Origin of the sequence: Deinococcus arboris (assembly GCF_009755355.1) — a bacterium.
Taxonomy (GTDB): domain Bacteria; phylum Deinococcota; class Deinococci; order Deinococcales; family Deinococcaceae; genus Deinococcus; species Deinococcus betulae.
Genome location: NZ_WQLB01000009.1, coordinates 49,707 through 73,670, shown reverse-complemented (window position 1 = coordinate 73,670; position 23,964 = coordinate 49,707). Strand labels below are relative to the sequence as shown.

General features: G+C 61.5%; 36 protein-coding genes. 24 read left to right on the top strand and 12 right to left on the bottom strand.

Going from position 1 to position 23,964, the window contains the following annotated elements; genetic code table 11:
* Positions 1–6 precede the first annotated feature (6 nt).
* Together GO986_RS08805 and GO986_RS08800 are read left to right on the top strand one after the other, a co-directional pair.
* Positions 7–657, top strand: a complete 651-nt coding sequence (locus GO986_RS08805) for a hypothetical protein (RefSeq protein WP_157458913.1) — start codon at positions 7–9, stop codon at positions 655–657.
* A complete protein-coding gene (locus GO986_RS08800; RefSeq protein ID WP_157458912.1) occupies positions 654–1,868 on the top strand; it encodes a tyrosine-type recombinase/integrase in 1,215 nt (404 codons plus the stop codon). Before GO986_RS08805 ends, GO986_RS08800 begins: the two co-directional genes overlap by 4 nt.
* Positions 1,869–2,127: 259 nt before the next feature.
* Here the strand turns inward: GO986_RS08800 and GO986_RS23405 are convergent, their stop codons facing one another.
* From GO986_RS23405 to GO986_RS08760, 9 genes are all read right to left on the bottom strand, one after another.
* Positions 2,128–3,324: a tyrosine-type recombinase/integrase gene (locus GO986_RS23405; RefSeq protein WP_157458911.1), complete on the bottom strand. Its 1,197-nt coding sequence runs from the start codon at positions 3,322–3,324 to the stop codon at positions 2,128–2,130.
* Positions 3,325–3,354: 30 nt separating this feature from the next.
* Positions 3,355–3,939 carry a hypothetical protein gene (locus GO986_RS08790; RefSeq protein ID WP_157458910.1) on the bottom strand — a complete coding sequence of 195 codons (585 nt, stop codon included), beginning with the start codon at positions 3,937–3,939 and terminating at the stop codon, positions 3,355–3,357.
* A 29-nt stretch (positions 3,940–3,968) separates the two neighbouring features.
* Positions 3,969–4,901: a hypothetical protein gene (locus GO986_RS08785; protein ID WP_157458909.1), complete on the bottom strand. Its 933-nt coding sequence runs from the start codon at positions 4,899–4,901 to the stop codon at positions 3,969–3,971.
* A 284-nt stretch (positions 4,902–5,185) separates the two neighbouring features.
* The gene (locus GO986_RS23400; RefSeq protein ID WP_198170538.1) at positions 5,186–5,383 is read right to left on the bottom strand and encodes an excalibur calcium-binding domain-containing protein; all 198 of its coding nucleotides are present in this window, start codon (positions 5,381–5,383) and stop codon (positions 5,186–5,188) included.
* Positions 5,384–5,640: 257 nt separating this feature from the next.
* Complete coding sequence (locus tag GO986_RS08775) at positions 5,641–6,246, bottom strand: hypothetical protein (protein WP_157458907.1); 606 nt, start codon at positions 6,244–6,246, stop codon at positions 5,641–5,643.
* Positions 6,247–6,310: 64 nt separating this feature from the next.
* Entirely contained in the window at positions 6,311–6,436 is a 126-nt protein-coding gene (locus GO986_RS23210) for a hypothetical protein (RefSeq protein WP_255449280.1), read from the bottom strand.
* Positions 6,437–6,478: 42 nt separating this feature from the next.
* A complete protein-coding gene (locus tag GO986_RS08770; protein WP_157458906.1) occupies positions 6,479–7,621 on the bottom strand; it encodes a hypothetical protein in 1,143 nt (380 codons plus the stop codon).
* 9 nt (positions 7,622–7,630) lie between these two features.
* Positions 7,631–8,287: a hypothetical protein gene (locus GO986_RS08765; protein WP_157458905.1), complete on the bottom strand. Its 657-nt coding sequence runs from the start codon at positions 8,285–8,287 to the stop codon at positions 7,631–7,633.
* Positions 8,284–8,787 carry a helix-turn-helix domain-containing protein gene (locus tag GO986_RS08760; protein WP_157458904.1) on the bottom strand — a complete coding sequence of 168 codons (504 nt, stop codon included), beginning with the start codon at positions 8,785–8,787 and terminating at the stop codon, positions 8,284–8,286. Before GO986_RS08760 ends, GO986_RS08765 begins: the two co-directional genes overlap by 4 nt.
* On the opposite strand from GO986_RS08760, the gene GO986_RS23395 reads away from it, so the two are divergent.
* The 17 genes from GO986_RS23395 (at position 8,786) to GO986_RS08675 (ending at position 19,084) form a co-directional block, all read left to right on the top strand.
* Positions 8,786–9,160, top strand: a complete 375-nt coding sequence (locus GO986_RS23395; protein ID WP_369409259.1) for a helix-turn-helix transcriptional regulator — start codon at positions 8,786–8,788, stop codon at positions 9,158–9,160. The two genes, GO986_RS08760 and GO986_RS23395, sit on opposite strands and share 2 nt — an antisense overlap.
* Positions 9,157–9,462 (top strand): helix-turn-helix domain-containing protein, encoded by a 306-nt coding sequence (locus GO986_RS08750; protein WP_157458902.1) that lies wholly within the window; start codon positions 9,157–9,159, stop codon positions 9,460–9,462. The genes GO986_RS23395 and GO986_RS08750 overlap by 4 nt, the downstream gene beginning before the upstream one ends.
* Positions 9,463–9,518: 56 nt before the next feature.
* The gene (locus GO986_RS08745) at positions 9,519–9,851 is read left to right on the top strand and encodes a hypothetical protein (protein ID WP_157458901.1); all 333 of its coding nucleotides are present in this window, start codon (positions 9,519–9,521) and stop codon (positions 9,849–9,851) included.
* Entirely contained in the window at positions 9,848–10,054 is a 207-nt protein-coding gene (locus GO986_RS08740; RefSeq protein ID WP_157458900.1) for a hypothetical protein, read from the top strand. The genes GO986_RS08745 and GO986_RS08740 overlap by 4 nt, the downstream gene beginning before the upstream one ends.
* The gene (locus tag GO986_RS08735; protein ID WP_157458899.1) at positions 10,051–10,572 is read left to right on the top strand and encodes a hypothetical protein; all 522 of its coding nucleotides are present in this window, start codon (positions 10,051–10,053) and stop codon (positions 10,570–10,572) included. The genes GO986_RS08740 and GO986_RS08735 overlap by 4 nt, the downstream gene beginning before the upstream one ends.
* On the top strand, positions 10,569–11,783 hold the full coding sequence (gene bet / locus GO986_RS08730) for a phage recombination protein Bet (protein WP_157458898.1): 1,215 nt from the start codon (positions 10,569–10,571) through the stop codon (positions 11,781–11,783). The genes GO986_RS08735 and bet overlap by 4 nt, the downstream gene beginning before the upstream one ends.
* A gap of 23 nt (positions 11,784–11,806) precedes the next feature.
* On the top strand, positions 11,807–11,959 hold the full coding sequence (locus GO986_RS08725; protein WP_157458897.1) for a hypothetical protein: 153 nt from the start codon (positions 11,807–11,809) through the stop codon (positions 11,957–11,959).
* The gene (locus tag GO986_RS08720; RefSeq protein WP_157458896.1) at positions 11,956–12,216 is read left to right on the top strand and encodes a hypothetical protein; all 261 of its coding nucleotides are present in this window, start codon (positions 11,956–11,958) and stop codon (positions 12,214–12,216) included. The genes GO986_RS08725 and GO986_RS08720 overlap by 4 nt, the downstream gene beginning before the upstream one ends.
* Entirely contained in the window at positions 12,213–13,274 is a 1,062-nt protein-coding gene (locus GO986_RS08715) for a hypothetical protein (RefSeq protein ID WP_157458895.1), read from the top strand. The genes GO986_RS08720 and GO986_RS08715 overlap by 4 nt, the downstream gene beginning before the upstream one ends.
* Complete coding sequence (locus GO986_RS08710) at positions 13,271–14,587, top strand: replicative DNA helicase (RefSeq protein WP_157458894.1); 1,317 nt, start codon at positions 13,271–13,273, stop codon at positions 14,585–14,587. Before GO986_RS08715 ends, GO986_RS08710 begins: the two co-directional genes overlap by 4 nt.
* 41 nt (positions 14,588–14,628) lie before the next feature.
* On the top strand, positions 14,629–15,498 hold the full coding sequence (locus GO986_RS08705; RefSeq protein ID WP_157458893.1) for a hypothetical protein: 870 nt from the start codon (positions 14,629–14,631) through the stop codon (positions 15,496–15,498).
* The gene (locus GO986_RS08700) at positions 15,498–16,343 is read left to right on the top strand and encodes a DNA cytosine methyltransferase (protein ID WP_157458892.1); all 846 of its coding nucleotides are present in this window, start codon (positions 15,498–15,500) and stop codon (positions 16,341–16,343) included. Before GO986_RS08705 ends, GO986_RS08700 begins: the two co-directional genes overlap by 1 nt.
* Before the next feature lie 44 nt (positions 16,344–16,387).
* A complete protein-coding gene (locus GO986_RS08695) occupies positions 16,388–16,612 on the top strand; it encodes a nucleoside triphosphate pyrophosphohydrolase family protein (RefSeq protein ID WP_157458891.1) in 225 nt (74 codons plus the stop codon).
* Between the two features lie 274 nt (positions 16,613–16,886).
* The gene (locus tag GO986_RS08690) at positions 16,887–17,708 is read left to right on the top strand and encodes a hypothetical protein (RefSeq protein ID WP_157458890.1); all 822 of its coding nucleotides are present in this window, start codon (positions 16,887–16,889) and stop codon (positions 17,706–17,708) included.
* A gap of 220 nt (positions 17,709–17,928) precedes the next feature.
* A complete protein-coding gene (locus GO986_RS08685; protein WP_157458889.1) occupies positions 17,929–18,144 on the top strand; it encodes a hypothetical protein in 216 nt (71 codons plus the stop codon).
* Positions 18,141–18,371: a hypothetical protein gene (locus GO986_RS08680; protein WP_157458888.1), complete on the top strand. Its 231-nt coding sequence runs from the start codon at positions 18,141–18,143 to the stop codon at positions 18,369–18,371. Before GO986_RS08685 ends, GO986_RS08680 begins: the two co-directional genes overlap by 4 nt.
* The gene (locus GO986_RS08675) at positions 18,368–19,084 is read left to right on the top strand and encodes a RusA family crossover junction endodeoxyribonuclease (protein WP_369409258.1); all 717 of its coding nucleotides are present in this window, start codon (positions 18,368–18,370) and stop codon (positions 19,082–19,084) included. Before GO986_RS08680 ends, GO986_RS08675 begins: the two co-directional genes overlap by 4 nt.
* Positions 19,085–19,107: 23 nt before the next feature.
* Here GO986_RS08675 and GO986_RS08670 read toward each other — a convergent pair whose 3' ends face one another.
* A complete protein-coding gene (locus GO986_RS08670) occupies positions 19,108–19,272 on the bottom strand; it encodes a hypothetical protein (RefSeq protein ID WP_157458886.1) in 165 nt (54 codons plus the stop codon).
* A 9-nt stretch (positions 19,273–19,281) separates the two neighbouring features.
* On the opposite strand from GO986_RS08670, the gene GO986_RS08665 reads away from it, so the two are divergent.
* Positions 19,282–19,548: a hypothetical protein gene (locus tag GO986_RS08665; protein ID WP_157458885.1), complete on the top strand. Its 267-nt coding sequence runs from the start codon at positions 19,282–19,284 to the stop codon at positions 19,546–19,548.
* Between the two features lie 20 nt (positions 19,549–19,568).
* Here GO986_RS08665 and GO986_RS08660 read toward each other — a convergent pair whose 3' ends face one another.
* Positions 19,569–19,928 carry a hypothetical protein gene (locus GO986_RS08660; RefSeq protein ID WP_157458884.1) on the bottom strand — a complete coding sequence of 120 codons (360 nt, stop codon included), beginning with the start codon at positions 19,926–19,928 and terminating at the stop codon, positions 19,569–19,571.
* A gap of 2 nt (positions 19,929–19,930) precedes the next feature.
* Between GO986_RS08660 and GO986_RS08655 the strand changes: the two genes are divergently transcribed.
* Positions 19,931–20,521 (top strand): hypothetical protein, encoded by a 591-nt coding sequence (locus GO986_RS08655; protein WP_157458883.1) that lies wholly within the window; start codon positions 19,931–19,933, stop codon positions 20,519–20,521.
* Positions 20,522–20,693: 172 nt separating this feature from the next.
* Positions 20,694–21,089, top strand: coding sequence for a hypothetical protein (locus GO986_RS08650; protein WP_157458882.1), 396 nt, complete (start codon positions 20,694–20,696; stop codon positions 21,087–21,089).
* 234 nt (positions 21,090–21,323) lie between these two features.
* On the opposite strand, the gene GO986_RS08645 is transcribed toward GO986_RS08650, so the two are convergent.
* The gene (locus tag GO986_RS08645) at positions 21,324–21,533 is read right to left on the bottom strand and encodes a hypothetical protein (protein WP_157458881.1); all 210 of its coding nucleotides are present in this window, start codon (positions 21,531–21,533) and stop codon (positions 21,324–21,326) included.
* A gap of 92 nt (positions 21,534–21,625) precedes the next feature.
* Here GO986_RS08645 and GO986_RS08640 point away from each other — a divergent pair, with 92 nt between their 5' ends.
* The gene (locus tag GO986_RS08640; protein ID WP_157458880.1) at positions 21,626–22,393 is read left to right on the top strand and encodes a hypothetical protein; all 768 of its coding nucleotides are present in this window, start codon (positions 21,626–21,628) and stop codon (positions 22,391–22,393) included.
* A complete protein-coding gene (locus GO986_RS08635) occupies positions 22,362–23,963 on the top strand; it encodes a DEAD/DEAH box helicase family protein (RefSeq protein ID WP_157458879.1) in 1,602 nt (533 codons plus the stop codon). Before GO986_RS08640 ends, GO986_RS08635 begins: the two co-directional genes overlap by 32 nt.
* The last annotated feature ends 1 nt before the right edge of the window (position 23,964 follow it).

Sequence of the window (23,964 nt, the reverse complement as noted above, 5' to 3'; positions counted from 1 at the left end):
TGACATATGGAAAGTTTCTTCCTTTGGATTAAGCCAATCATTGAAGGTTTTCTTGCTGGAGCCTTTCTGGCGTATCTCCTTCGTCTTTTCTGGAAGGCTTCTAAACCTGAAAGACGTAGGAAAATAGAAGTTGGTATTGGTTTTGCTGGACTAATTTTCTCGACTCTCATGTTTGGTTCCCATCTTTACCTCCTTTCAAGCCTGTCTGGACTGGCCGTTTTGAATGGCCTTATTGGTCAAGATCTGGCAATTCAAAAGGAGGCTCTCGAATGGGGTATTCATATATTTGCCTTCGCCACGATGATTTCTATAATCGTGGCCTACAGGCGTTCAAAACATATCCAGAGAGATCTTGGATCTATTGCACTGGCCATTGCCGCTGGTCTCGGCACACTGAGTGGAGCGATGGTCAAATTCTACGCGGAAAACAACCTCTTTGATACGGGTCGCGCGCTCTTTTTCTACTCTCTGTATACGATGTGTTTCTGGTTTTTTGTTATTGTGAGTGTCATTTTGATTTTGAAATTAGAGGATCGTTCAGTCATTCCCCAGCCTGTGACTCAATTACCTCCCCAGTTGCCGGAACTTGATCTCGCTTGGGCTACTCCGCTGTCATCGGAACAAGGGCAATCTGTACAGCCAGGCCAAGAGGCATGAACGGACGGCGCAAGCCGAAACAGCGCCGCGCCCTGGGTTCCGTGTTCCAGCGCAGTGACGGCAAATGGGCGGCCGAAATCGAACTCGGCATCATTGACGGCAAGCGGCGGCGGCTGACCCGGTACGCCAAAACCGAGCGGGAAGCCGAACAGAAACTGGCCGACATGATTGCCGAGAGTGGCCGCGGCGCCCTCCAGGCCCCCAGCACCACCACGATGAAAGAGTGGCTGGATGGGTACCTGGCGCGGAAGCACAAGGCCCGCGCGAGTAAGCCGGCCACCGTCCGCGAAGATCGGCGGTTGGTCGGGTTGATCACGGGGCATCTGGGCACCCGGCGCCTGACCGCGCTCCACGGCGCGCATGTCCAGGCCCTGATGCACGACCACGCCAAGTACAGTCCCCGGACCCGGCGCAAGATGCTGACCCTCCTCACCAGTGCGCTGGAGGAAGCCACGGCGCTCAGTCTCATTGCCCGCAACCCGGCCAAGGCGGTCACTTTGCCGCGCCTTGCGGCAGCGCCGCCGCAGCACAAGGTCTGGAGCAAGGCGCAGGTGCGCCGCTTCCTGGCCGCGGTGCAGGGTCACCGACTGGCCTCGCTGTACCGTCTGCTGCTCGGTCAGGGCCTGCGCCTGGGCGAGGCTCTGGCCCTGCGACTGGAGCACTATCACCCGGAGAAGTCCACCTTATATATAAGGCAGACGATTCAACGCGAGACAGCCGAGGCGACACGCCGCACCGCAGTCGGTTCGCCGAAGACCCACGCCAGCCTGCGCACCCTCACCTTGCCAGCCGATCTGAACGCGGAGCTGCGCGACCACCTTGATCGCCGGAAGGCTGAAGCAGAGAAGACGGCGGCCAAGGGGCTCTGGTCTGAAGAGGGCTGGCTGTTCCCGAGCGAGACCGGCACGATGCTCGGAGACCGGAACGTGGCCCGGCACCTCGACGAGACGATTGCACGTCTGAATAAGGTGGAAGTCAAAGCCGCTGCCGAGGCTGTGCCCACCCGTGAACCAGATCTGCTGCCTCGCCTTACCCCTCACGGGTTGCGCTACACGTTTATCAACTTGGCTATTCGGGCCGGGGCGCCCTTTGATGTGGTGTCGGCCATCGTGGGCCACAGCAGCCCAGTCATCACCATGAAGATCTACCGCCAGATCCAGCAGGAAGAGCTGCAGGAAGTGGGCGCCAGCCTGATCGGCTTGCTTGATTAGGAGTGAATAGGCTGTACCCATCCTGTAACTGGACATTCGGAGGGGTCTAATTCAACCCGACGACAGCAGAAAACCCCCGTGTAGACGGGGGTTTCTTTGGCGCGCTCTCCGTGACTCGAACACGGGACCGACCGCTTAGAAGACCAAGCAGTCACTCGCGTATGCACGCCAACATCCCCCAACACCACCAGTTTTCCTGATTCGCAGACCAACAGAGACCAATGGAAACCAACAGGTTTGCTACAGCTCTGCTACAGCGCTACACCAGACCCGTGATCATCTCCCGCGCGTCCTCGAACTCGTCCTCAAACACCTGCCGGTAAATCCGCATCGTGATCAGCGGCGAGCTGTGCCCCACCATCCGCGCCACCACTTCTGGCTTCACGCCGCGGCGAAGGGCCAGCGAGATAAAGGTGTGCCGCAGGTCATGCGGCCGGACCACAGGCACGTCGGGCGCCCGCTTCAAGGCTTCCCGCCAGGCCCGGTGGGCGTTGCCGTGCGGAATCAGCTGGCCAGTCTCCGCCGGGAAGAGCCAATCCCCAGCCATCCAGGCTGGCCCCGCCTTAGTCCTCAGCGCCTCGCGCCGGGCCAGCGCCGCTTCAATCGTCTCCTGGGCATCAGGCGAGAGGGGGAAGCTCCGATTGGCCCGCTCGGTCTTAGGTGCGCCAACTGTCCGGCGGGCGGCCTTCCCTGCACCCTCACCCCCATATTTCAGGGTGCGCTCGATGCGGAGGATGCGCCGGTCAGGGTCATAGTCCGAGGCCTGCAGGGCCAGTAGCTCGCCGAGCCGCGCCCCAGTCTGGAGGGCCAGCTTCCAGAGAGGCGCCAGACTAGTGCCCTCATTGGCCAGCAAGAAGGCCTGGGCCTGTGCGGGCGTCCAGGCCACGCCCTTAGGCTTGCTGGCCCGTCGTTCCAGCTTCACGGGTAGGGCTGGGTTCCGGGGGATGTGGCCCAGGCCGACTGCTTCTGTCAGTGCGCTGCGCAGCATCTGGAGCGCCTTCTGCTTGGCCCGCTGGCTGAGAGGCTGGCCCTCGTACTTCCGGTGGGCCTTGAGGGCTTCACGGGTGGGATGCACGGCCGTGTCAGCCCAGCGCTGGATCTGCTGCGACGTGAGGCGCTCCAAGCGGGTGCTGCCCATCGCGGCGTTCAGGTAGCTGGCGCTGTACTCGCGGTCCTTGACCGTGGCCGGCGCCTTGCCCCGGTTCGCGCGGCGCAGGTATTCGGCTAGCCACTTTTCCAGGGTCATCTGGCTGGGCGGCACAATCTCACCCTGCTCGGCTTCCGTGATGAGCTTGGCCAGCAGGGCGTGGGCGGCACGCTCAGGGTTCGGCTCGGCAGGGGAGACGTACCGCGTGATGCGCTTCCCGTTGGGCAGGCTGACAGCGGCGGCCCAGCGGCCATCCTGCTTGCGCTGGAAGACAGAGCCGAGCTTGCGTTTACTGCGTTGTATTGGCACTGATAAAGTTCTTTTGAAGAGGTATAAACATTAGGGAGTCCCGCCACTTATTGGCGTAACACCCTGGCTTGCGGCTGTAGACCCCGGATTTAGAAAAGAGGGATCTACAGGGCTAATTGTTGGAGTTGGTGCTGGTGGCTTCACGTTTGCTACTCCTCTGAGTAGATAGATAGCAATTGCAGTGGCCAAAAAAGCCAGAAGAAACAATGCTATGTAAATAAATAGTACTGCATTATATTCACCACCCTGAAGCGCGATGATCCGATCTTTGGTTATGGAAAAAGAGAATATGCCTAGCATGGCGAAGATAGTAACCATGTGAAGGAAAGAGCCAACGAGATTTTTCCAAGTTTGAAAATCTGTCTCTTGCAGTTTTTCAAAAAATGGAGTGGCCTTCAACGAAGTGAGGATTGAAAGAGCAGTCACACCAAAGCCGAAAAGGGAAAAGGAGACTCCAGCCATAGCAGGGAGTGAAGACTCGACAAATGCTGCGGTGAAGCCTCGGGGGGCAAAAACGGTACCAGTGGCCCCCAGGACTGCGAAGAGGTAGATGAGTCCCGGTAGACCGACCAGCAGATCGAAGAAAGAACGTACTACTGACCTTACGACCGTCACGGTGGACCTCCACACTACTCATAACTAATCTACTTGCCCTTCGCTTCGCCTATAACATACTCATTGTAATATTTTATGATCTTCGCGTATGTGTCGTCAGTATCAATACTTCGCTCGCTTGTCAGAAGAACGTCTATAGCGGCGAAATGTCGATCTCGCTTGAGATCAATCGTCCGGGGCGTGCCGCCACCTGGGGGCTCTACGGTGACCTTCAGGGCGTCAACAATGGCTCCACTAGCTTCTAGCAGAGCAAGGGCATCAGCTTTGAACTCATCATCAAGTCCACGAGGACGGTTTTTGGCCGGCCTTTCTCGACTCCAGTTTACGGTCGCCTTGTAGCGAGTCGGCTGATCACCCACTACTCCACGGAGTGCTCGGACGAGCCGATTGCCAGCAGGAAGCGTAGCTACATCGTCAGCGTGTGCAGTCACTTCAACTGCTGTTACAGGACCAGAAGCGAGTAGCTTCGCAACAGTATTTTTATCAAGTTTTATAGTTAAGCTGATATCATCAATGTGCATGCTTAGTGCGTTTGCCATATCATTTAAATACTTCTCTAGATATCTATAGTTTGGTGCATGTGTATTGTATTCAATTGCAATAACCCGCGAGTCTTTGAAAAATGCAAAATGAGAGGTCTCATGCAAAAACTCATCGGCCTTAATCATAATTCTTCTAAATTTTCCGGCACTTAGTAGGCCTGGTAGTGCATCGCGCCGTAGTTTGACTGATCTGCCAAGCACTACATTTGGTCTGTTGTGATCAATGGCCACAACCATTTCAGATCCCCAAAATGCGTGGAAAGATGAATTGGGAACGCCTTTAATCGGTGCAAGTCTATTCATGTTGCGCCAGAGGGGTTCTAAATCTGCGTCGGTCGTTTTGCTTGGGTCGGTTGGATCTCGCAAGACCGCTGAAAATTCGAAGAAGTGGACAGTTCGGGTCTTGGTTGCTGCTGTCATCAAGCCTCCTGAGACTGCAAGACTGGCAAAGTATCGCTTGCCAGCCATTGATGGCTATTATTGCCTCAACTTCCTAGAGTTTGAAAGCGTTGAAGCGTATTGCCCTGTCTTGACTGGTGCTACTTTCTTTCCCGCCTCCTGCCACTGTCTCCATACCCTCCTTGGCTATCTGCCAAAGAGATGAGGCCAGAACACCATCAAAGCGAACACCACAATGAAGAGCAGGATGGCCCACTGCTACCCAGTTGGCCGGAAGGGTGATGGTTTGTTTTTCGGGAAACGGGTCACTTCTTCTCGCAGGCTAGGCCGTCGCCGTCCCGGTCCAGACGGGTGTGGTACGCCGGGCTCCCCTTCTTGATGTTCCAATACCCAGCAGCTTTCGCAGCCGTGCAATTTTTGAAGCCGCCAACTGGAATAGGCCCAGCAGCCGTAGCGGCCGATGCAAGAGACAGGATGAGCAGGACAGCGGACAGACAGCGCATGATGGGCTCCTCTAAACGGCATGACAAAGGCCCTTCTCTCCAGAAGGGCAAGCTCGGCCGAGTTGTTGGGTCGGGTGGTGGGTCAGCCATAGGCCATGAATTCAGCCACCTCAGCAACTGCCAAGGCGACCATCAGGATGATTTAGGAGACCGCGTTAACGGTGCGTTATCGCTGGGTAGCCCCCAAGGCCACTAGAGAGCACGGCTGCTGAGTGGCCGCTTAGATGCCGCTCCAGGCCTTCTGCCTCAGCGCGTTCCTATGACACATCACTTGATGCTGGCAGCGGGGAAGTTCCGTCGGTGGCGTCGGCCAATCTGGGCCTAGCGAAATAGCTCCTAGCTATCAGCCAAAGTCCCCAAACGAATAGGACCACCACGGCGTAGAAACTCGTCAGGAAGGCCATACCGCTGATGGTCGTCCAGAGATTTGAAAATGCTTCGTTCGCCACCAAAGCCTTGAAGACCGTACCGGCAAACGAGCCAAAAGCTAGGAGCGCCACTGTACCGAGTGTGAGTGTGTTGGCTTGCTTGAGTTGGCGCTGGAGCGCAAGCGGATAAACGACGCTCAAGATGGACAGGAGGCTAAACGCGCTCACTACGATTTCGAGCACCAGCGTCAGATCTTTGACCGTACTGGTAGTGGGCAAAAGCTTCAGCAAAGGCACAAAACTAACCACAGTGAGTAGGCCACAGAGCGCCAGACCGAAAAGAGGAACCCAGATCTGGAATGCAATGCTCATACCGATGTCCACGTTTCGCCTCGTTCGTGGACTTCCTAGCCTGGAGAGCATGACAAGGTGAAGTCCTAGAACCAGAAGAATGCCAACTTCAGTAATAAGAAAATTGCTCCAGTTGATGTTCACTCTTCAATACCACCTTTCACCTTTGTGTCTTTCACCCCTCACGCCGCCGCCCACTGCCCATCCTTCACGCCTCAATCACCACGAGGCCAATGGTCATGCTGGAGTAGCCCGGCACCTGGAAGATTGAGACGCCCTCGCCAATGAAGTCGTCATCTGGGTCTGGCATCGGCGCCCCAATCCAGCGCGGCATATGCCAGCGGTAGGAGTAGGCGTGGCGTGTGGTTCTGGCAAGTCATCGCTTGACAACTACGCCCACCCCGATAACAGATTCGCCATTTGGACATGTCACCTGATAGTCGAGGTTGTCAAACTCCACTGTGCAGCCAACGAACTTCAGGCTGTCAATCGGGATAAATAGCTCACCACCGTCAAAAAACGGCACGCCGGGAAGATTGAAGCCTTGAGGCGTCTGCCGTTGGCCATTAGAGAACGTTATTGAGCGTCCTCCAGTGGTGAGTTCTTGTGCAGAACCACGAGTCGAGACTGTGCCCAAGCTGCCGAACAAATTGAGCGGCGCATAGTTCACGCTTGCCGCCGAGGCAGTAGAACTTGTCGGAGCTTGGCCCGAAGCTGTAGGACTCTGTTGTAAAGGCGTCTGTATTTTAGGAAATGTCAGCGTTGAAGCCGGCGCGTTCTTGTTTTGAAATACATAGACGTTCAGGTATTTCCATAAACCTCCACAGGAAACACCCACTACTTTGTCTGTTGGAGCTTGAACCTCGCAGCCGAGGCCACGTAGGGCCGCTACGGGGAATAATATGCTGCCGTCAAGAAGAAACGGTGTGGCATTTAGTGTTGCTGCACGCTTGTTCAGTAAGGCTGAGCGGCTTGCTGCGTTAAAGTCTAACTTCTGACTCTTATATGTAATGGAGAATGGTTTAGCTTGGACGGTTATACCCAAGGAGCGTAAATCGCTCAGCCACACATACGCAGAGTTCGGAGTTGCCCCTGCTTTTGCGGCATCAGATTGCATGCCCGCATGCGCTTCTTCCTTACGAATTTGATCTGCCAGACTCAAGTCGGCTACGGCGACAAACGTGTACCCGTCTAACTCTTTTATAGTTACTCTCAGGGAACGATCTTCTTTTTTGAGGAAATTATAGATATAGCCATCTGATATCTTCCAGCCCCCTGTTAGATATTCTTCGTAATAAATATCAATAATTGACTTTGCTCTTGAAAAACTTCCTTCTGTGAACATGCAATATGAATAGGCACTCTCATATTGAGCAACGGGTAAATCTTTACAGGAGCGTTCGTAGGCGCCAATTCGTTTCGCAATATCGTCTCTGACTGTGCTGCCGGTGAAAGAGCTTGGCTGCGCCGCAGCAAATGCGGAAAGCGAAAACAAGACGGTTGCAACCAGCTTTTTCATAACAACTCCTTAGCCCCAGCACACACCGAGAGTCTGCGAGGGCGTGAGCTTCAGGAACGAAACATTGGCATCTGACGGGAAGCGGCGCATGGGCTTTGGCACCTCTTCCAACCACCGGAACGGAAGGCCCCAGTTGCATTGGGCCACATCAGAAACGTAGTGGCCTGACAATAGAAAACCCGCACGGCAGCTCCTAGGATCGTCATAGACCAGTCGGTTCATCGCCGTGCGGACATCCGCGCCGCTGAGTTTCTGTAAGTGCTTCACAGCCCGCGCTGAGACTCCATACCGCTTCACCGCCTGATCCAACATGGATGGTGTAATGCGGAGAAACCCCACCGCGAACTGACACAGATTCTCCACTACCCGCCAGCCCAGTTCTTCGCCAAACTCTGCGATGATCTCGGCTTCAAGGCCACTCCACCACAACAGGATGTGTGCCTCTTCGTGTCGAATCACATCGGTGTTGCCGTAATGCCAGGGCTGCACCACCATGAGTGGGCCGTCTGGATGATCGGGTGTGCAGCGGTTGGCCCAGCCAATGCGGACGCGGATATCCAGCGCACGGGCCAGGCGCAGCGCGTGGGGCTCATAGCCCAGCTGGCGCTGCACGGCTTTGACGTAGTGGATGTAGTCACTCGCGAGGAGGGACGTGTCATAGGTCACGTCAAGAACCTCTTGTTTGCCATCCAATAGTCAAACCAGTCTTCTGCCGTCTGGGGGCCAACTTCAGCCCCGCCAAAATTGCGGGGGGCAGCCAGCATACGCTGCATCTGCGGCGTTCTCAGAATCGGGTAGTTATCGCCGTGCTTCTCGACCATCTCCAGTAACTCATGTGGGATGGTGATGGGCGTCTCGCGGAAGGGTACAACTGGGGGTATTGGCGGCCCCCGTCGTGGTCCTGGGTCCGCAGCTACGGTAATAACAGCAGAAGGATTAATTTCTCGTACCTGTTCTATGGTCAGTCGCAGCAACTGGGCAAGAGCCGGGAAATACTCGCTGTTGGCAACGTTGTAGCGCCCATTTTCCAGCGCTGACATGTAGCTCTGGTTGGGTATCCCAACGGCGTCAATCACCTGACCTTGCGTCAATCCCAGAGCTTTTCGGGCTGCCTTTAGGATTTTTCCCGCCTCGCGCGAATCGAGGATTTCTGGAGGGAGGGTCATGAGGAATGGTGTCCTTCCGAGCGCCGCAGCTAACATACTCACGCCCGTATATACGACAGATGGTATGCAATGCGTTCCCGGAAGGGAATACGGTATGGCGTATATTGACAATATATGCTCAGCTATATATTCTGTACCTATGCAAGAAGCCATCGCTGTATTCCTCAGGGAGCGCCGGAAAGCCGCCGGGAAAACCCAGGTTCAGGTGGCGGAGGAGGCATTTGAAGACGCTCGACGCCAGGGGTACGTTAGTACGCTGGAACGGGGCGAAGCAGTGCCAGACCTTCCTACGCTTCTGAAGCTAGGACGAGCACTCAACTTTTCGCTAGCAGATATAGAGCTTGCAGTATCTAGTACAAAGGTCCCCGCATGACCCCCGCTTCCCAACCCCTCTTTCACCTGACGGTGGCGGACCTTGAAGCGCTGCTAGACCGCAAGCTGGCCGGCCACACCGAGACCGTCATGACCACCGATCAGGTGGCGGCCCTGCTGGCGACCAGCGAAAGCACCGTCTTGCGCCTGGTGCGGGCGGGCAAGATTCCTGCCCGGAAGCTCGGCCAGGAGTACCGCTACTACCGCTCGGAAGTGCTGGCCAGTCTGCCCAGCACCGTTCAGACCCCCATTACTGACACCGCTGAACCCAGCGTGCAGCAGACCGGCCAACGCGCCGGCTGAAACGAAAACGCCGCACCCAAAGCCCCTGGAAAGGCGGTGCGGCAAGGAGAAACCTGATGATCAGCATAGCAAACCCCAACGCCGGACTCGACCTGACCTTGACCCCTGGCCAGCTGCGCCGTGAGCAGCAGCGCGATCAGCGCGCCGATCAGCGCCACCGCGCCCTCGTGGCGGACCTGCGGGCCGCTGGCGTGACCGGCCTGCGCTGTGAGCAGTGCGGCACCCTGCACAGCGTCTTTGCTGTGGGCGGCCCCTGCAACGCGGACACGGACGGCCAGGGCACGGTTTGCGGGCACTGGAACCTCAAGGAGATTCGCTCCGCTGTGAAACCTGCCCGCCCGCAGACGGTGCCCTTCCAGCCCCTGACGATCCAGGGCGGCGCGGCGTGAGCAGCACCCGCTTCCATTTGGGTACCACGATTGAACACGACTGCGAAATTACCGTGACGGTCGAATTCAAGCACACCGTGAAACTTGATCAACCCCTGAGCAGTGCCCAGCAGGCCGAGTTCATGGGACGCATCGTGCAGGCAGGCCTGAAAGAGGGCCTGCTGAGCGGCATTGACTGGGCCATCACGGGTGAAGACCAGTGAACGGCGCCCTGCGGATGGACAACGCCGATTGGAAGGAAGAGGGCCTACGGCGGTTCACCGAACGCGCCGTGGCCGAGTACCACGCCCGCCAGAACGGCCTGCCCCTGCCCACCGCGCCGCGCGAGGAACGCGCCGGGCCGCGCACGTTGCCTCTGGAGGTGCCCCATGTGGATCGCCCTGATTGCCATCCCGTCCACGCTGCTGCTGGCCTGGTCCCTGTGCCGGATCAGCGGGGCGCCACTCCCCAGCACGCCGGGACAGGGCCAGTGCTGGACCTGCGGCGCCGCGTGCCCGGTGGGACAGGTGCAGTGCGCCGATTGCGCCGCCGAGTCCTGCCCATTGGCCTGACCCTGGCCCTGTTCGTGACCACCTACGGGCTGCTGCTGGCCCTGGCCCCGGACTTCGGCCCCCAGATGCCTGGCTGGCAGCGCGTGCTGTGCGCGGTCCTGCCTGCCGTGGCCTGCCCTTCGCTGCTGGCGCTGATCACCCTGCTGACCCGAAAGGACGTGACCAAATGACCGCGATTGAACACGCCCGCCCTACCGGCATGCCGCTGGCCCCGGTGGACTTCAACCGAGACCAGCTCGACCTCATCAAGACCCAGATCGCGCCCGGCGCCAGTGACGGCGAATTGCAACTGTTCATTGAGCAGTGCCGCCGCACCGGTCTGGACCCGTTCAGCCGCCAGATCTACGCCGTCATGCGCGAAGAGAACAAGCAGGTCAACGGTCAGTGGACCAAGCAGCAGCGCATGACCATTCAGGTGTCCATTGACGGCTTCCGCGTCATCGCCGAGCGGCACGGCCAGTACGCCGGGCGCGTGGGGCCGCTGTGGTGTGGCCCAGACGGGAAGTGGGTGGACGTGTGGCTGAGCAAAGACCCACCAGCAGCGGCGAAGGTGGGCATTCTGCGCCACGGCTTTACGGAGCCGCTGTGGGCGGTGGCCCGGTTCGAGGCGTACGTGAGCCGGAAGCGGGACGGGGCGCCGATGGGCCTGTGGGGCAAGATGCCGGACGTCATGATCGCCAAGTGCGCGGAGGCTCAGGCCCTGCGCAGCGCGTTCCCGAACGACCTCTCTGGCCTCTACACCTCAGACGAGATGGCGCAGGCGGACAACGCCCGCGAAGAGCGCCCCGCTGCCCCGGCCCAGGCCGCGCCCACCCGCCGCACGGACATGACCCGTGAGGTGCAGCAGGCCGCCGGGACGCCCGCGCACACCCTGCCCGACCCACAGCAGGAAGAACTGATGCAGCGCTGGGTGACGAGCATCGGGGACCTGGCGGACCGGGTGCGGAAGGTGGCCCCTGCGGCTGAGGTGCAGAGCATTCTCGACACCTACAACTGGCGCGCGGATCTGGATGCGGCCCGCGCCTGTCATACGGACCTGAAAGCCCTAGGTCTGAAGCATGCCCCGAAGACGGACGCGCAGCCTGCTCAGACTCAGCCAGAAGCCCAGCAGCCTGCCGCCCAGACTGATGCTGAGCCGATGGTCACGGCCGCCCAGATCGGGCAGCTGCAAGCCGCCGCGAAGGGGATGGGCGCCGACACCAGTGCGGTGCGGGCGATGGTCTGGGGCCACCTGCTGCAACACACCGGGCCGGTCAGCACCAAACAGCTCAGTGAAGCCGAAGCGACGTGGCTGCTGAATGCCATCAGCCACCTGGGCCCAGAGCAGCGCGCGGCGAAGGTGCAGGCCGCGCAAGCGCAATTCAGTGGGACGCCGTTCTGATGCCAGACCTTACCCCTCGGCAGATGACCCCAGGGCTGCATCAGGTCTGGGTGCGCGACCTCCGGCCCCTGGACGCCCGGCAGCGTGAAGCCTTCCTGGCCAGTCTCGCCATGCACTACGGCCAGAGTGCCGCTGACAAGATCCGGCGCGCGGTCAACAGGGGCGCAGTGGCATGACCGCGACCATTGATCCCCTGCAACCCGTGGTTGACCTCTGGTTCCCAATTGACGCTGCCGAGTTCCGGGCCATCCACCAGCAGACCTGCGCGGGTGCGCCCCTGGAAGCGGTGGGGCAGGTCCGCGCGCAGGGCCTGGCCTGCATGACTGATGACGAGGTCGAGCAGCTGGCGCGTGCCTTGCAACTCGCCCACCTGCGCCGGCCCAGTGATGTGGACCGCCTCTGGCACTTCGTCATCGTCCGGGGCATGGCATGAGCGCCGTCGTCATCAAGTTCCAGCCCCCCACAGAGCCCCCCGCCCCAGTCAATAAACCCAAAGCGGGTGGGTACACCAACCTCGACAACGACACCGACCTGGCCCTGCTGGCCGAACTCCCCAACGCCCTGGTCAAGCCCGCCCTCTTCCTGATGAGCCGCCGGGGTCTGCGCCAGTCCGCTGTCCACTGGGGCGAAGTAGCTGCGTTCTGCAAGAGAGGCCAGACCCAGACGAGTGAAGCCCTGGCCGCTCTGGCCGCCCTCGGGTACGCGGTCTCGGAAGACGGCTTGTGGCGTTGGGACTACCGGGTTTCCACCGGAAATCCCCCGGAAACCCGCCGAAAACCCGGTATGAGCGCGCCGAAAAAGAACGTCCTGCACAAGCAAAAACAGGCCCCTGAATTAAGGAACGAAGGAACTAAGGAAGAAGAAGACGCGGGTGCGCGCGAGGCGCTGACGCTCACGGCCTTCACCCCCACCCCCGAACACAGCGAAAGGGAGGCAGGGCAGGCGCCTGACGGCGCGGCCTCTGATGAGGCCCCAATGGCTTCGCCTTCACAGGATCAGTTGGACAACGCGCACTGCGACGGAGGAAACGTGGACGCTGAAGGTTTGAAACAGGTTCCGCCGGCCGCGCCGACCTACCGCGCCGCGATGGACGCCATCAGCGGGGCGGGGCTGCTGCCCGTGTGGCAGAAGTGGGTGCGGCTGAATGCCCTGAAGCGCGTGACCCAGGAAGCACAGGCCGAACTCTGGTACGGCTGGATTCAGGACGGGCAGGGCCAGGCGCTGGGCGAACAGGCGGCGTACATCATTGAGGCGGGCCACTACGAATTCCCGCTGCCTGCGCTGAAAAAACGGATGCGGGACGCGGCGACGGCGCTGGTCCCAGTGCCGGTACAGGCCCGTCCAGCCCTCGCTGTCGGTCAGCGGGTGCGCTACCCGGACGGCAGTGAAGCCACCGTGCTGGCCGTGCTGAGCCGGGGCATTGCCACCGACCACCCCGACTTCCCCGACGTGCCGCTGGGGCAGGTCAAGACGCTGGACGTGCTCTCGTGACTGTGCCGCGCCCCCTGCCCCAGAACCACGATCTGGAACGTCAGGCCTTGGCTAGCGTGTTGGTGGACCCCGAAGCCTGGACCTTCCTGGCGCCGCTGGCCCCGGACGCCTGGCACAATCCCGCCACCAAGGAACTGGCCGGCCTGTTCCATGACCTGCACGCCGCTGGGCAACCGCTGGACGATGCTGGGCTGATTCTGGGCCGCGCCGCAGAGACGGGCCGGGGTCATCTGATCAACGCCGCGTTTCTGGCTGGGGTCATGACCGCCGAGACCACGGGCTTTTACGCGGAGCACTACGCCGCTGAGCTGCGCCGGTTGCACGGCCGCCGGGAGACCATCCGCCGCAGTCACCAGCTGATCCACCATGCCACCGAAGGCGACCTGAACCCGGAAGAACTGGCGGCCCTGGCCAGCCAGATCGGGGGCACCCTGGAAGACCGCCGCAAGACGGGCTTCACCAGCCACGCCCAAGCGGTGGACCTGGCACTGGCCGAGATTGAAAGCGAGACCCCGAACGCCATCAGCACGGGGTACGTCGATCTGGACGGCCAGATTCTCGGCTGGGAACCCGGCGCGCTGTACGTGCTGGCCGCGCGCCCGGCGATGGGCAAGACCGCCCTGGGCTATAGCTTCGTGACCAATGCCGCGCAGGCGGGCCTGAACGCTGCAGTGGGCAGCCTGGAAATGCGGGCCAGTCAGCTCACCATGCGCGCCATCGCCACCGCCGCCAGTGTGGACCTGAACCGCATCCGGCAGCGCATCCTGACCCCCAGCGAGAAGCAGCGCTGCCGCAACGCCGCCGCGCGGATTCGTGACCTGTCCATCACCTTCATGGACGCCACCGACCAGACCGGCGCCAGCATCGCGCGGGACGCTCGAACGCTGTATCAGGCCGGGAAGCTTGACCTGCTGATGATCGACTACCTGCAGCTGATTGAGAGCGGCAAGGGAGGGAGCGAGAACCGCCAGCAGGAAGTCAGCACCATCAGCCGCAACCTCAAGAAGCTGGCGATGGAGTTGCAAATTCCCGTGATCGTGCTCAGCCAGCTGAGCCGCGCGGTGGAAACCCGCCCGAACAAGAAGCCGGTGCTGAGCGACCTGCGCGAGTCCGGCGCGATTGAGCAGGACGCGGACACGGTGATGTTCATCTACCGCGACGAGTACTACCACCCGAACACCGACCAACAGGGCATTGCCGAAGTCATCGTGGGCAAGCAGCGCAACGGCCCCGTGGGCAGTGTGCGCCTGGCCTACAACAGCGAGTTCGTGCGCTTCAAAGACCTGTACCGCGAGCCAACCGGCCTTCTCTAACCCCTACCCGCCTGGCCGGTGGGCCAGGGAAGGAGTACTGCATGACCACACAGCACCGCACCTACGGCATTTACAGTCTCGAATTCTTGGGTCTGACCTCAAAAGATGTTCGGGAGATTGGCTGGGTTCACGACATCAAGTGGGCGTTCACAGTGGGCGCGCGGCCGGAACGCAAGTTCGAGTTGGACTACGCCCACGTGCTGTTCGGAGCCGCTGACAGCAGTGGTCTGAAGCTAGAGATCTGCCCGCGCATGGCGGACGGTCATCTGCCGGGTGTGATGGTGGCCACCACGCTGCAGGGCAACCTGACCACCGTTGCTGAGGGCCTGCGCACGAAGTTCACCACGAGAGTGTCTCAGGAAGCGCTGGAACAGGTGGGCCTGACCTCGGCGGTGCTGTTTGAGGCGAGTTGCAGCCTGGAATGCACGGTCAGCAACCAACCCACGCTGGAAGAGCAGACCGAGGCGCAGATCCAGGAGGAACTGGACAAGGAGCGCCAGCTGCAAGCAGACCACGCCCAGCTGATGGCCGACATGGGCGCCGCGCCGCTGCTGGCCCCGGAAGAAGCAGAGGCCCAACCTGCCCCATCTGACACGCCGGACGTGCTGCTGGGCCAGTTGGGCTTCGGGCAGCTGAGCCAACTGCTGCAACAGATCGGGCGCGATCCCGGCGAATGGAGTGACCCGAACAGCACCAACGATCAGGACGCGGCGGAGTGGCGTGCCCTGCTGGCGGAGCACTGGCCCCAGGTGGAAGGCGAGGTGCGCGCCCTGCTGGGCCTGGACGTGCCCGCTGCCGAGCCTGAAGCCACCGACCCCGGCCCGGTGCCGCCCCGCGTGGTGCTGGAACCCAAAGCGCCCGGCGAAGACCTGCCGTTTGAGCTGCCTGACACGGATGGGGCGGCGGACTGATGACCAGCGTCATTGAGCTGTGCTGCGGGTACGGCGGCGCGACGCGCGGGATGCTGGACGCTGGGTTGACCATTGAGCGCGCCTACGACATCTGGCCGGTGGCCGTCGCGCAGCATCATGACTGGCTGCCGGATGTGCCGTGCGAGGTGCGCGACGTAGCGACCATCACGCCAGAGGAGCTGGCCGGGCGGTTCGTGTGGTCGTCACTGCCGTGCCAGCCGTGGAGCCGAGCCAACGTGGTCAAGGCGACGCGAGGAAAGAATCACCCGCATTACTACAGCCTCACCCACTTTGCCTGGCAGATACAGCATGCCCGCTGCGCCGTGTTGGAAAACGTCCCCGGCCTGGTCGAGAACCGTGACGGGCAGGCGGAACTGCGCGAATTGGAACAGGCCTGCGTGCAGCTGGGACTGACGATGACGGTGCATTTAGTGTCGAGTAACTGGTTTGACGTAGCACAGGAGCGGCGCCGGGTGTTCATCGTGATTGGCCGCGCGTTGCCTCTGATTCTGATTCAGCCCCATGCCGCTGTGCGGCCGGAAAGCAACGCGGTGACGTGCCACAGCGGCGGCTACAACGTGTTCAGTGGGAAGCAGCGCAAAGTTCAGGCGGCGGTGCTGGCCAGCGAATACAAGGGCCGCACTGGTGAAGTCACCAGTGCGGCCGGGATTGCCCGGAGCATTGAGCAGTGCGCGGAACTCCAGGGCGTGCCGGTGCCGTCAGCAGCCCTGAGCAAGAAAGACCAGTACACGTTGGTGGGCAACGTCGTTCCACCCAAACTCGCCTGTGCCATCGCTCAGCAGGTCTTCGTGCCGCTGCTGGGCCGCCAAGAAGCCGCTGACTGACCAAGGAACGGGGCGGCTGAACGGGCTGCCCCTAGGTGAATCCCATGACGAAAACCATCCAAGAGCTGGCGAGTGACGCCCGCACCGTGAACCTCCTGAACGGCTGGGGCTTGCACTTCCACATCAGCGAGATTCCCAATTACCTCGCCCTGGTGCATTCCGAGATCACCGAAGCCTGGGAAGCTGAAGGGCGTGACGCCCTGCTGGTGATGGCCAAGATCGAGGCGAACAAGGCGCGCGGGTACCGGCACGGCGGGCGGCGCACATGAGTCTGCCGACCCAGTCTCAGCCGGCGCCATTAGAAAAAGGTCGTTCGGATGCTGTTGGTGAGGGGATAAATAGCGAATGCGAATCCCAGCATCAAGGCCCGTCGTTGCCACTTCGGAATCGCCCGTTTCTCCAGCCAGACGCTGACGGCAACGATCAGAGGGATGTTGATGAGGAAGTGAGTCCAGAATTCCGAGTCCATACCGAATTGTCGCCTTCTCTAAAGGCGTTGTCAGGCGAAAGTTACATGGTGTGCAGGCGAGCCGGTGAGGGCGCATGACCGCCCCCGCTGAGACGCTGAACGACCACGAACAGGCCGCACTTGCCCTCTTGGAAGGGGTGATTCAGAACGGCCTGCACGAGTTCCAGCGCACGGGCAGCGCCCTGGCTGAGATTCGGGATGGCCGGCTGTACCGCGCCACCCACAGCACCTTTGACGCCTACCTGCACGAGCGCTGGGACTTCACCCGCCAGCACGCCGGGCGACTGATTGCGGCGGCAGAGGTGGCGCAGGTCTTGGAACCCATTGGGTTCCAGCCCGAGAACGAGCGGCAGGCGCGCGACCTCAAGCCGGCGGCCAAGATTGTCAGCCAGTTGGACCCGGAGCAGCAGCAGACCGTGGCGAAGTTCCTGCAAGCCACGACGGGCAGCGAAAAGCCCAGCACCAGCCAGATCAAGGCGGTGGCCGAGGTGGTCCAGGCCATTGACGAGCACGGCACCGTGGCGCATCCAGAAACGGGTGAGCCGGTGCCCTTCATTGATCTGCCCGAACCGGCCCGCATCGCGGTGATCCGCGAGAACGTCACCACCGGCACGCATGAGCGGCTGCAACGCCAGCAGCAGCACATCGAGGAGAGCAAGCTCCAGGCCAGAAGCAACGGACGCGGCGGCTGGACGGACTGGTTCATGGATTACGTGGCCCAGCACCTGACCCCAAGCCAGGAACTGCGGATCGTCGGCAAGCAGGACGCCAGCGGGAACCCAAAGGTGCAGGCGCTGATCGTCGATACCGAGACGCACGCGACGGTGGCCTACGGTGAGCCGGCGGACTGGCTGAAGAAAGCCGTGCTGAACCTGGTCGAGGAAGTGAAGGGCTGATGGGTCTCGTCGCACGTCCTATCACTTGCACGGGCTGCCAGAAGACACCAGCCAACCATCACCCCTGCTCAGACTGTCAGGGGCCAGTGTGCATTGACTGTTCCCGGTATGACGAGGACGGCATTCTCCGGTGCCCGGAGTGCATGGAAATCGGCCTCACCGAAGGCTGGGCCAAGTGGGACACCAGTGAAATTGATGATGGGGATGGTGATGACTGGTGGTGACGAGCGCCCCCACCAAGTACCGCTGGCTGACGGTGGGTGAGGCCTACCGGTACGGCCCGAAGCTGGGCAAGGGCGACGACACCCGGCGCGGTACCACCTGCACCGTGGTAACGGTGCCCCGGCCCGGTGTGATCGGCAACGTGCTGGTGGAATGGCCAGACGGACACACCGCCATCGTGCCCAGTGGCGTGCTGCGGAAGGTGACGGCGTGACCGGCGAGCAGCACGTCTGGGTCATTCTCTGCGAGCAGGGCCTGGGGTATTCGTGGACGGACCTCGCGTTCTGGGATGTGGCCGAGACCTATGAAGCGGCTGAAAAGAAGTTGCGCGCGGTGACTGACCAGAACGGGGGCGGCTTCACGGCCAGCTGGTCCAAGCCAGAGGACGTGAAGATCTGGGCGGGCCGCCTGACCTGGCGCATCAAGAAGGTGGCGCTGTGAACCCCTTCCCGACCCAACAGGCCGCCGAAACCTATCTGGCCCGCATTCCCGACCTGGCCCTGCGCGAAGCCACACGGGTGAAGCTAGGCCTGGAAACAGAAGGGCTGAAAAGTAGTCCACCTGTTGCCCCCGTCCCAGCGCAGGAAAAACAGGCTAATGGACTAGTTCAGTCGCAGGCGGGCAAAACTGGTCCACTTCCGCTGCTCTCACAAACCGCGCAAAACCCGGTTCCAACTCAAGCAATGCGCACGTTTGAGTCAACGCGAACACCCCAAATCAGCCTTGCAGATTCTGCCCTGAGCTTCGCCTTGCCTTTCCCACCGTCTCTGAACAGCATCTGGCGCGCGGCCCTGGTGCCCTGCAAGCCCAAGAAGCCCGGTGCGCCGCCCTGGGCTGCCCGTGTCCTGCTGAGCCAGGAGGGCCGCGCCTACCGCCGCGCGGTGCGGGACGTGATCCGCGCCCTGAACAGCCCCACCACGCCGCCCGGCGCCCGCCTTGCGCTGCACCTGCACACCTGTGCGCCAGATCGCCGCGCCCGTGACCTCAGCAACCTGCCCAAAGCCCTGGAAGACGCCCTGACGCACGCCGGGGTCTGGGCGGATGACTCGCTGATTGACGAGCTGCGCGTGACCCGTGGGCCAGTGGTGCCCGGTGGTCAGGTGCAGGTCACCATTACGCCCCTCACCAGCACCCTGTTTGGAGGCTCGCGGTGAGCAGAAAACCTGCCAAATCCGCTTTACTCCTCGGTGTTTTTCCAAATCATGTAGGCCATGAATCCCAAAGAGAGCGGCACCAGCCAGACGGCGTTGCCGACTCGGGGGTCCGGACCTGTATGCGCAACGATGTAGGTCAGTACCACGGCGGCCAAGCCGATCAGGACCGCGAACAGGCGCAGCAGCATGTCCCCAGCATGCCGCGAAGGCTGAGCAAACGCCAGCAGGACCGCGAGTTCAAGCAGGCCCTGGCCCAGACCGACGACCCCATCCTGCGCCGCCTGATCCGGGCCCGGTACCAGCAGCAGCGCCGGGGGTACGTGCGGATTCGCCCGGGCACCGCCTTTTACCTCTACGACCTGGGCCTGCTGAGCGTCACGACGAGCAGCGGGACGCCGCAGCACAACACCGACCATCCGCCCGTGATCCGCCGGCCGCGCCTGGCCAGACGAGGTGCCGCGTGAAGCGGGAACCCTGGGAATTGTCAGATGCCGAGTTCTGGGGTCAGGTGGACGCGGCCTGGCTGCTCGAGCAGTTCCGGCGCATTGAGGTCTGGGAGGAAAGGCAACGCCGACAGGCTCTTTGCCGGTCCCATACCCACGAGCTTGCCGCCGTCTTTGTCCAGCAGCTGGCGGCTGTGCTTCAGGACGCTCTGTCCTGTTTCCAGGCCTATGCCATCACCATGACCGACCTCGCCACCATGGCGGCCACGTTTGCGCCTGAGCCCCGCCAGCGCGGCCCGCTGCACCGGCCAGGATTGCAACCCTTCCAGGCCGCCCTGTGTGTCAACCAGCGGTTGACGCGATGCACCCGCCCAACGCCCCGCCACCACAGGAGCCAGCACCGATGACCCTCACCCTGCCCGCCGAGGTGCCCATGTCCCAACAGCCCCGCACGAAGCGCCCTCTGGGTGTCACCCGTGCCCGCCAGCAGGCCCAGCAGGTGGCCCAGCCGCGCGCCGCCGCCCGCGCCGCCCGTGACTACGCCGAACAGTGGCATCAGGCCCTGAAAGCCTGGAAGACCCGTGTGCCGCAAGTGGTTCTGCCCCTGCTGCGCTACGGTCCCGGCGGCAGCTTTGACCTCAGCACCCTGGGCGAGCATCTGCCCGATCTGCCCAGCAGCCTGGTCACGCCGATGGGCGAGGTGCGCGAGACCGAAGTGGCCGACATCATCAAGACCATGCTGGACAGCGGGATTCCCGACACATCGGCCACAGGCGGCTTTCTGGAGCGCTACCGGCGCGGCCACACCACCCCAGCCAGCCTGACCGACCCACGCGGCGGCTGGGAGTTTCCGAAGCCCCGCAGCGTCGCGTATGCCGTGGCCTGCCTCAGTCTGGCTACCCGCCTCGGTGACAAACACCCAGACCTGCCACGCCACCTTGCCACCTGCCGCGCGGCCCTTCGTGCTGAGGATGTTGCAGAAATCCCTAGGTGACCGCATAATTTAGCTAGGCTGGACAACAAGTCGAAATCACCGCCGCTCCGAAGGGGGCGGCGTTGTCGTCACTGTCGTTTGCAGCCCTCCTTTGTGCCCCTGGTGGGTGGAGCGCGAACGTGCGGACAATTTGGTTCCACGTTGCTGGTAGGTTGAACCCGTGAGACTGTTGTTGACCCTTGCGTTTGCGCTCAGCACCGTTGCTGCTGCTCAGAATCAACCCATCCCAATGCCGACTCTGCCCCCACCGACGGCTGCTCAGAAGGCCAAGGCAAATACCCTCGCTAAAAACTTTACTGGTCGCATCTGTCAAGATGAAGGCCTCGAATTTCGTGAATTTAAGCCCCAGGAATACATGAATAAGAGTCTTGACAAAGAGCGCGTTATGGTCAATCAGATGGTTGATGCCTTTGTCAAACAGTTCAAAATGTCTGGCCTCAAAGTTGTGAAAGACACCAAGACGCCATCCGGTCGATACCTGTATATGCAAGGTGGGGGTCTGGCACTGATCACGATTTATGACATCCGAAAAGAAGGCGGCACAAGCCTTCAATGTGTCCTGAAGTAATTAAACCTTCTAAGAAGGAGGTTCGCCGCCCAGTCCTGGGCGGCTTTGTCGTTGTACTGAAATGATTCGCGCCAGCACCCGTGTCACCGACGCACGGCGAAAGACGATCCCCAGCCGCACCGCCGTGGAATGCGCGCGGCTGGGCATTTCTGGTGACTACTCAAAGGGCACGATGAGTGGATTCAGGGCTGATGCCGCCCCGTGACCCGGTTCAAGTCCGGGAGTTGCCACCAATCAATTTCTTGCACGCAGTTTGTCTTCGAGGCCAGTCGCAATGTCTTCAATCGTGTTGGCCGAGCAGCCGCTCTGGTGCAGGTAGTTCTTGATTGCAGTAGTTGCAGCTCTAGCTGCTTCTTCAGAGGAGGCGCCACCACCGCGAAGGGCGTTGTAATGCAATCCCGCGAAGTACTCAGCTGCATCTCGTCCGAAATCTGAAGTCGTCATGTCGCCAACCTACTCCACGTATTGAAGGAGGTGTGCCCCGCCATGCCCCAAACCCACCTACCCCATGGAAGGGACACGCTCCGGAGTACCCCATGAAGGGGACACCGAAACGCCAGCCCCGCAAGAAACCCACCACCCGCGCCGAACGCACCAAGCTGCCCACCTGCGGCGCCAAGACTCGCAGCGGCAAGCCCTGCAAGAAGCCCGCTGGGCACGGCACCAATCACCCCGGCGAGGGGAAGTGCAAGAACCACGGTGGCGTGGGCCAGAAACCCACCACCCGCTACCAGCTGGTCAACGCCAGCCCCACGCTGCAACAGGCCATCCAGGACCAACAGGCGGACCCTGATCCCCTGAACCTGTTGCCCGACCTGCTGCTGGCCCGCTCGCTGCTCCAAGAGGGAATCGAGCGGCACAGCAGAGAGCAGGCGGCGCTGATCGCCTGGCATGCCAGCCACACGACGGGCTACCAAGAAGCCGTGGCTCTCTGGCGTGAACAGTTGGCGCTGTACCTGGAAGCCGTCCGGGCTGCCCACAGTGAACCGGAGATGGACCCGCCCGCACCGCCCATCCCGGAGCATTTCGAGACCAAGCCCAAGCAGCTGCCCGACCTGTCCAGCTTCATCACCCTGATTGATCGGGTGACGGGCATCGTCGAGCGGATCCAGAAGCGAGAACAGGACCGCAGCATCAGCCTCGCGGAAGTGGACCGTGTGCTGAACGAACTCGGCCTGAAGACCGTGCTGGCCCTGCGGGAGGTGATTGCCGATGACGCAGACTTATCGACGTTCACACCAGCGGAGCTGCGATCTGAACTTGCAGGCGCTGTTGAACGACACGCCCGCAGCGTCCGGTACTGAACCAGTCCTAGCGGCCTCCCCGTTTAGCCGCGGTCTTCAAGCGGGGCTGAATCAGACCATCGCCAAGCCCAAGCAGACCGAAGCTGAGAACCCCTTCCTGCGTTACCAGAACGATCCGGTCGGCTTCGCCACCGAAGTCCTGGGCCTGACCATCTGGGACGCCATGAAGCGCATCCTGACCGCCGTGGTCACTTCCCGCCGCGTCAGCGTGCGCAGCGGCCACAAGGTCAGCAAGTCCACCACCGCTGCTGTGATCGGTCTCTGGCGCGTTTACTGCCGCCCGGACAGCCGCACCGTCCTCAGCGCGCCTACCAGCCGCCAGGTGCGCATCATCATCTGGAAGGAAGTTCGGCGGCTGCACAGCAAGGCCCGGCTGCCCGGCCGCATGCCGCTTGATCCGGGCAGCGGCTTCGTTCATGGGGAGAGCGAGTTGTTCGGCTTCAGCACTGACGAGCCGGAAAAGATGGCCGGTGTCTCCGGGGCCGATCTGCAATTCATCATTGACGAGGCGTCCGGGGTGGACGAAGGCATCTTTGAGGCCATTGAGGGAAATCTGGCCGGCGGCGCGAGTCTGCTGCTGATCAGCAACCCGACCCAAGTCAGCGGGACGTTCTACGACTCGCACACCACCAAGCGGCACTTGTGGAACACCATCCACATCAGCAGTGAGGACACGCCCAACGTCATCAGCGGCGAGATCCTGATCCCTGGCCTCGCCACGCGGGACTGGGTTCAGGAGAAGAAGCTGGATTGGGGCGAGGACAGTCCACTGTTTCAGGTGCGTGTGCGAGGGAACTTCCCGACCCAGGCCGAGAACACCGTCATTGGCCTGGGCCTCGTGGAAGCGGCGCGGGCGCGGTTTGACGCGCAGGACCAGGGGCCCACTGGCGCCTTCACCCTCGGCGTCGATGTGGCCCGGTTCGGGGATGACAGCACTGTCCTGCAGCCACTGTTCGGGAAGCAACCTATCGCCCCTCGCGTGCATGCCAAGCAGGACAACGTGGAAGTGGCTGGCCACGTGATGGACTTCGTGGAGGAGCTTCGGGCAACTCACGACTACCCCGTCACCGCCGGTCCTGTCCGGGTCAAGATTGACGACCTGGGCAACGGCAGCGGGGTCACCGATCACCTCCGGCACAGCAAGCGGGCCCGAGAACTTGGCCTGACCATCCTGCCCATCACGGTGAGCGAGGCCGCCACCAGCGAGGGGTACAGCAAGCTGCGCGATCAGCTCTGGTTTGCCCTTCGCAACTGGTTGAAGGAAGGGGGCCAGCTCCCGCCGGATAGCCATTTGGAAGGCGAGCTGGTGGCGGTGAAGTACTCGTTTGACGCGCAGGGCCGCAGCAAGGTCGAGAAGAAAGAGGACCTGAAGAAGCGTATGGGGCGCTCCCCTGACCGGGCCGATGCGCTGGCACTGGCCATCTATGACCCACCCGCCATAGAAAAACCCACCGCGACAGGGATGCATGCCGTTGCTAAAGCCGCTCTTCGTGCTGCTGAACGGGCCGCTGACACCACCACCCGCACCACACTGGCCGCGCGCCGCGCCGCCCTCGCCCGCCGGAGGTAAC

Excerpts from the sequence above, each read along its gene's own strand:
- GO986_RS08805 (WP_157458913.1), top strand. The coding sequence starts at position 7 with ATGGAAAGTTTCTTCCTTTGGATTAAGCCAATCATTGAAGGTTTTCTT.
- GO986_RS08800 (WP_157458912.1), top strand. The coding sequence starts at position 654 with ATGAACGGACGGCGCAAGCCGAAACAGCGCCGCGCCCTGGGTTCCGTG.
- GO986_RS08785 (WP_157458909.1), bottom strand. The coding sequence starts at position 4,901 with ATGACAGCAGCAACCAAGACCCGAACTGTCCACTTCTTCGAATTTTCA.
- GO986_RS23400 (WP_198170538.1), bottom strand. The coding sequence starts at position 5,383 with ATGCGCTGTCTGTCCGCTGTCCTGCTCATCCTGTCTCTTGCATCGGCC.
- GO986_RS23210 (WP_255449280.1), bottom strand. The coding sequence starts at position 6,436 with ATGCCGCGCTGGATTGGGGCGCCGATGCCAGACCCAGATGACGACTTC.
- GO986_RS08770 (WP_157458906.1), bottom strand. The coding sequence starts at position 7,621 with ATGAAAAAGCTGGTTGCAACCGTCTTGTTTTCGCTTTCCGCATTTGCT.
- GO986_RS23395 (WP_369409259.1), top strand. The coding sequence starts at position 8,786 with ATGAGGAATGGTGTCCTTCCGAGCGCCGCAGCTAACATACTCACGCCC.
- GO986_RS08760 (WP_157458904.1), bottom strand. The coding sequence starts at position 8,787 with ATGACCCTCCCTCCAGAAATCCTCGATTCGCGCGAGGCGGGAAAAATC.
- GO986_RS08750 (WP_157458902.1), top strand. The coding sequence starts at position 9,157 with ATGACCCCCGCTTCCCAACCCCTCTTTCACCTGACGGTGGCGGACCTT.
- GO986_RS08745 (WP_157458901.1), top strand. The coding sequence starts at position 9,519 with ATGATCAGCATAGCAAACCCCAACGCCGGACTCGACCTGACCTTGACC.
- bet (WP_157458898.1), top strand. The coding sequence starts at position 10,569 with ATGACCGCGATTGAACACGCCCGCCCTACCGGCATGCCGCTGGCCCCG.
- GO986_RS08725 (WP_157458897.1), top strand. The coding sequence starts at position 11,807 with ATGACCCCAGGGCTGCATCAGGTCTGGGTGCGCGACCTCCGGCCCCTG.
- GO986_RS08720 (WP_157458896.1), top strand. The coding sequence starts at position 11,956 with ATGACCGCGACCATTGATCCCCTGCAACCCGTGGTTGACCTCTGGTTC.
- GO986_RS08715 (WP_157458895.1), top strand. The coding sequence starts at position 12,213 with ATGAGCGCCGTCGTCATCAAGTTCCAGCCCCCCACAGAGCCCCCCGCC.
- GO986_RS08705 (WP_157458893.1), top strand. The coding sequence starts at position 14,629 with ATGACCACACAGCACCGCACCTACGGCATTTACAGTCTCGAATTCTTG.
- GO986_RS08700 (WP_157458892.1), top strand. The coding sequence starts at position 15,498 with ATGACCAGCGTCATTGAGCTGTGCTGCGGGTACGGCGGCGCGACGCGC.
- GO986_RS08695 (WP_157458891.1), top strand. The coding sequence starts at position 16,388 with ATGACGAAAACCATCCAAGAGCTGGCGAGTGACGCCCGCACCGTGAAC.
- GO986_RS08690 (WP_157458890.1), top strand. The coding sequence starts at position 16,887 with ATGACCGCCCCCGCTGAGACGCTGAACGACCACGAACAGGCCGCACTT.
- GO986_RS08670 (WP_157458886.1), bottom strand. The coding sequence starts at position 19,272 with ATGCTGCTGCGCCTGTTCGCGGTCCTGATCGGCTTGGCCGCCGTGGTA.
- GO986_RS08665 (WP_157458885.1), top strand. The coding sequence starts at position 19,282 with ATGCCGCGAAGGCTGAGCAAACGCCAGCAGGACCGCGAGTTCAAGCAG.
- GO986_RS08655 (WP_157458883.1), top strand. The coding sequence starts at position 19,931 with ATGACCCTCACCCTGCCCGCCGAGGTGCCCATGTCCCAACAGCCCCGC.
- GO986_RS08645 (WP_157458881.1), bottom strand. The coding sequence starts at position 21,533 with ATGACGACTTCAGATTTCGGACGAGATGCAGCTGAGTACTTCGCGGGA.
- GO986_RS08640 (WP_157458880.1), top strand. The coding sequence starts at position 21,626 with ATGAAGGGGACACCGAAACGCCAGCCCCGCAAGAAACCCACCACCCGC.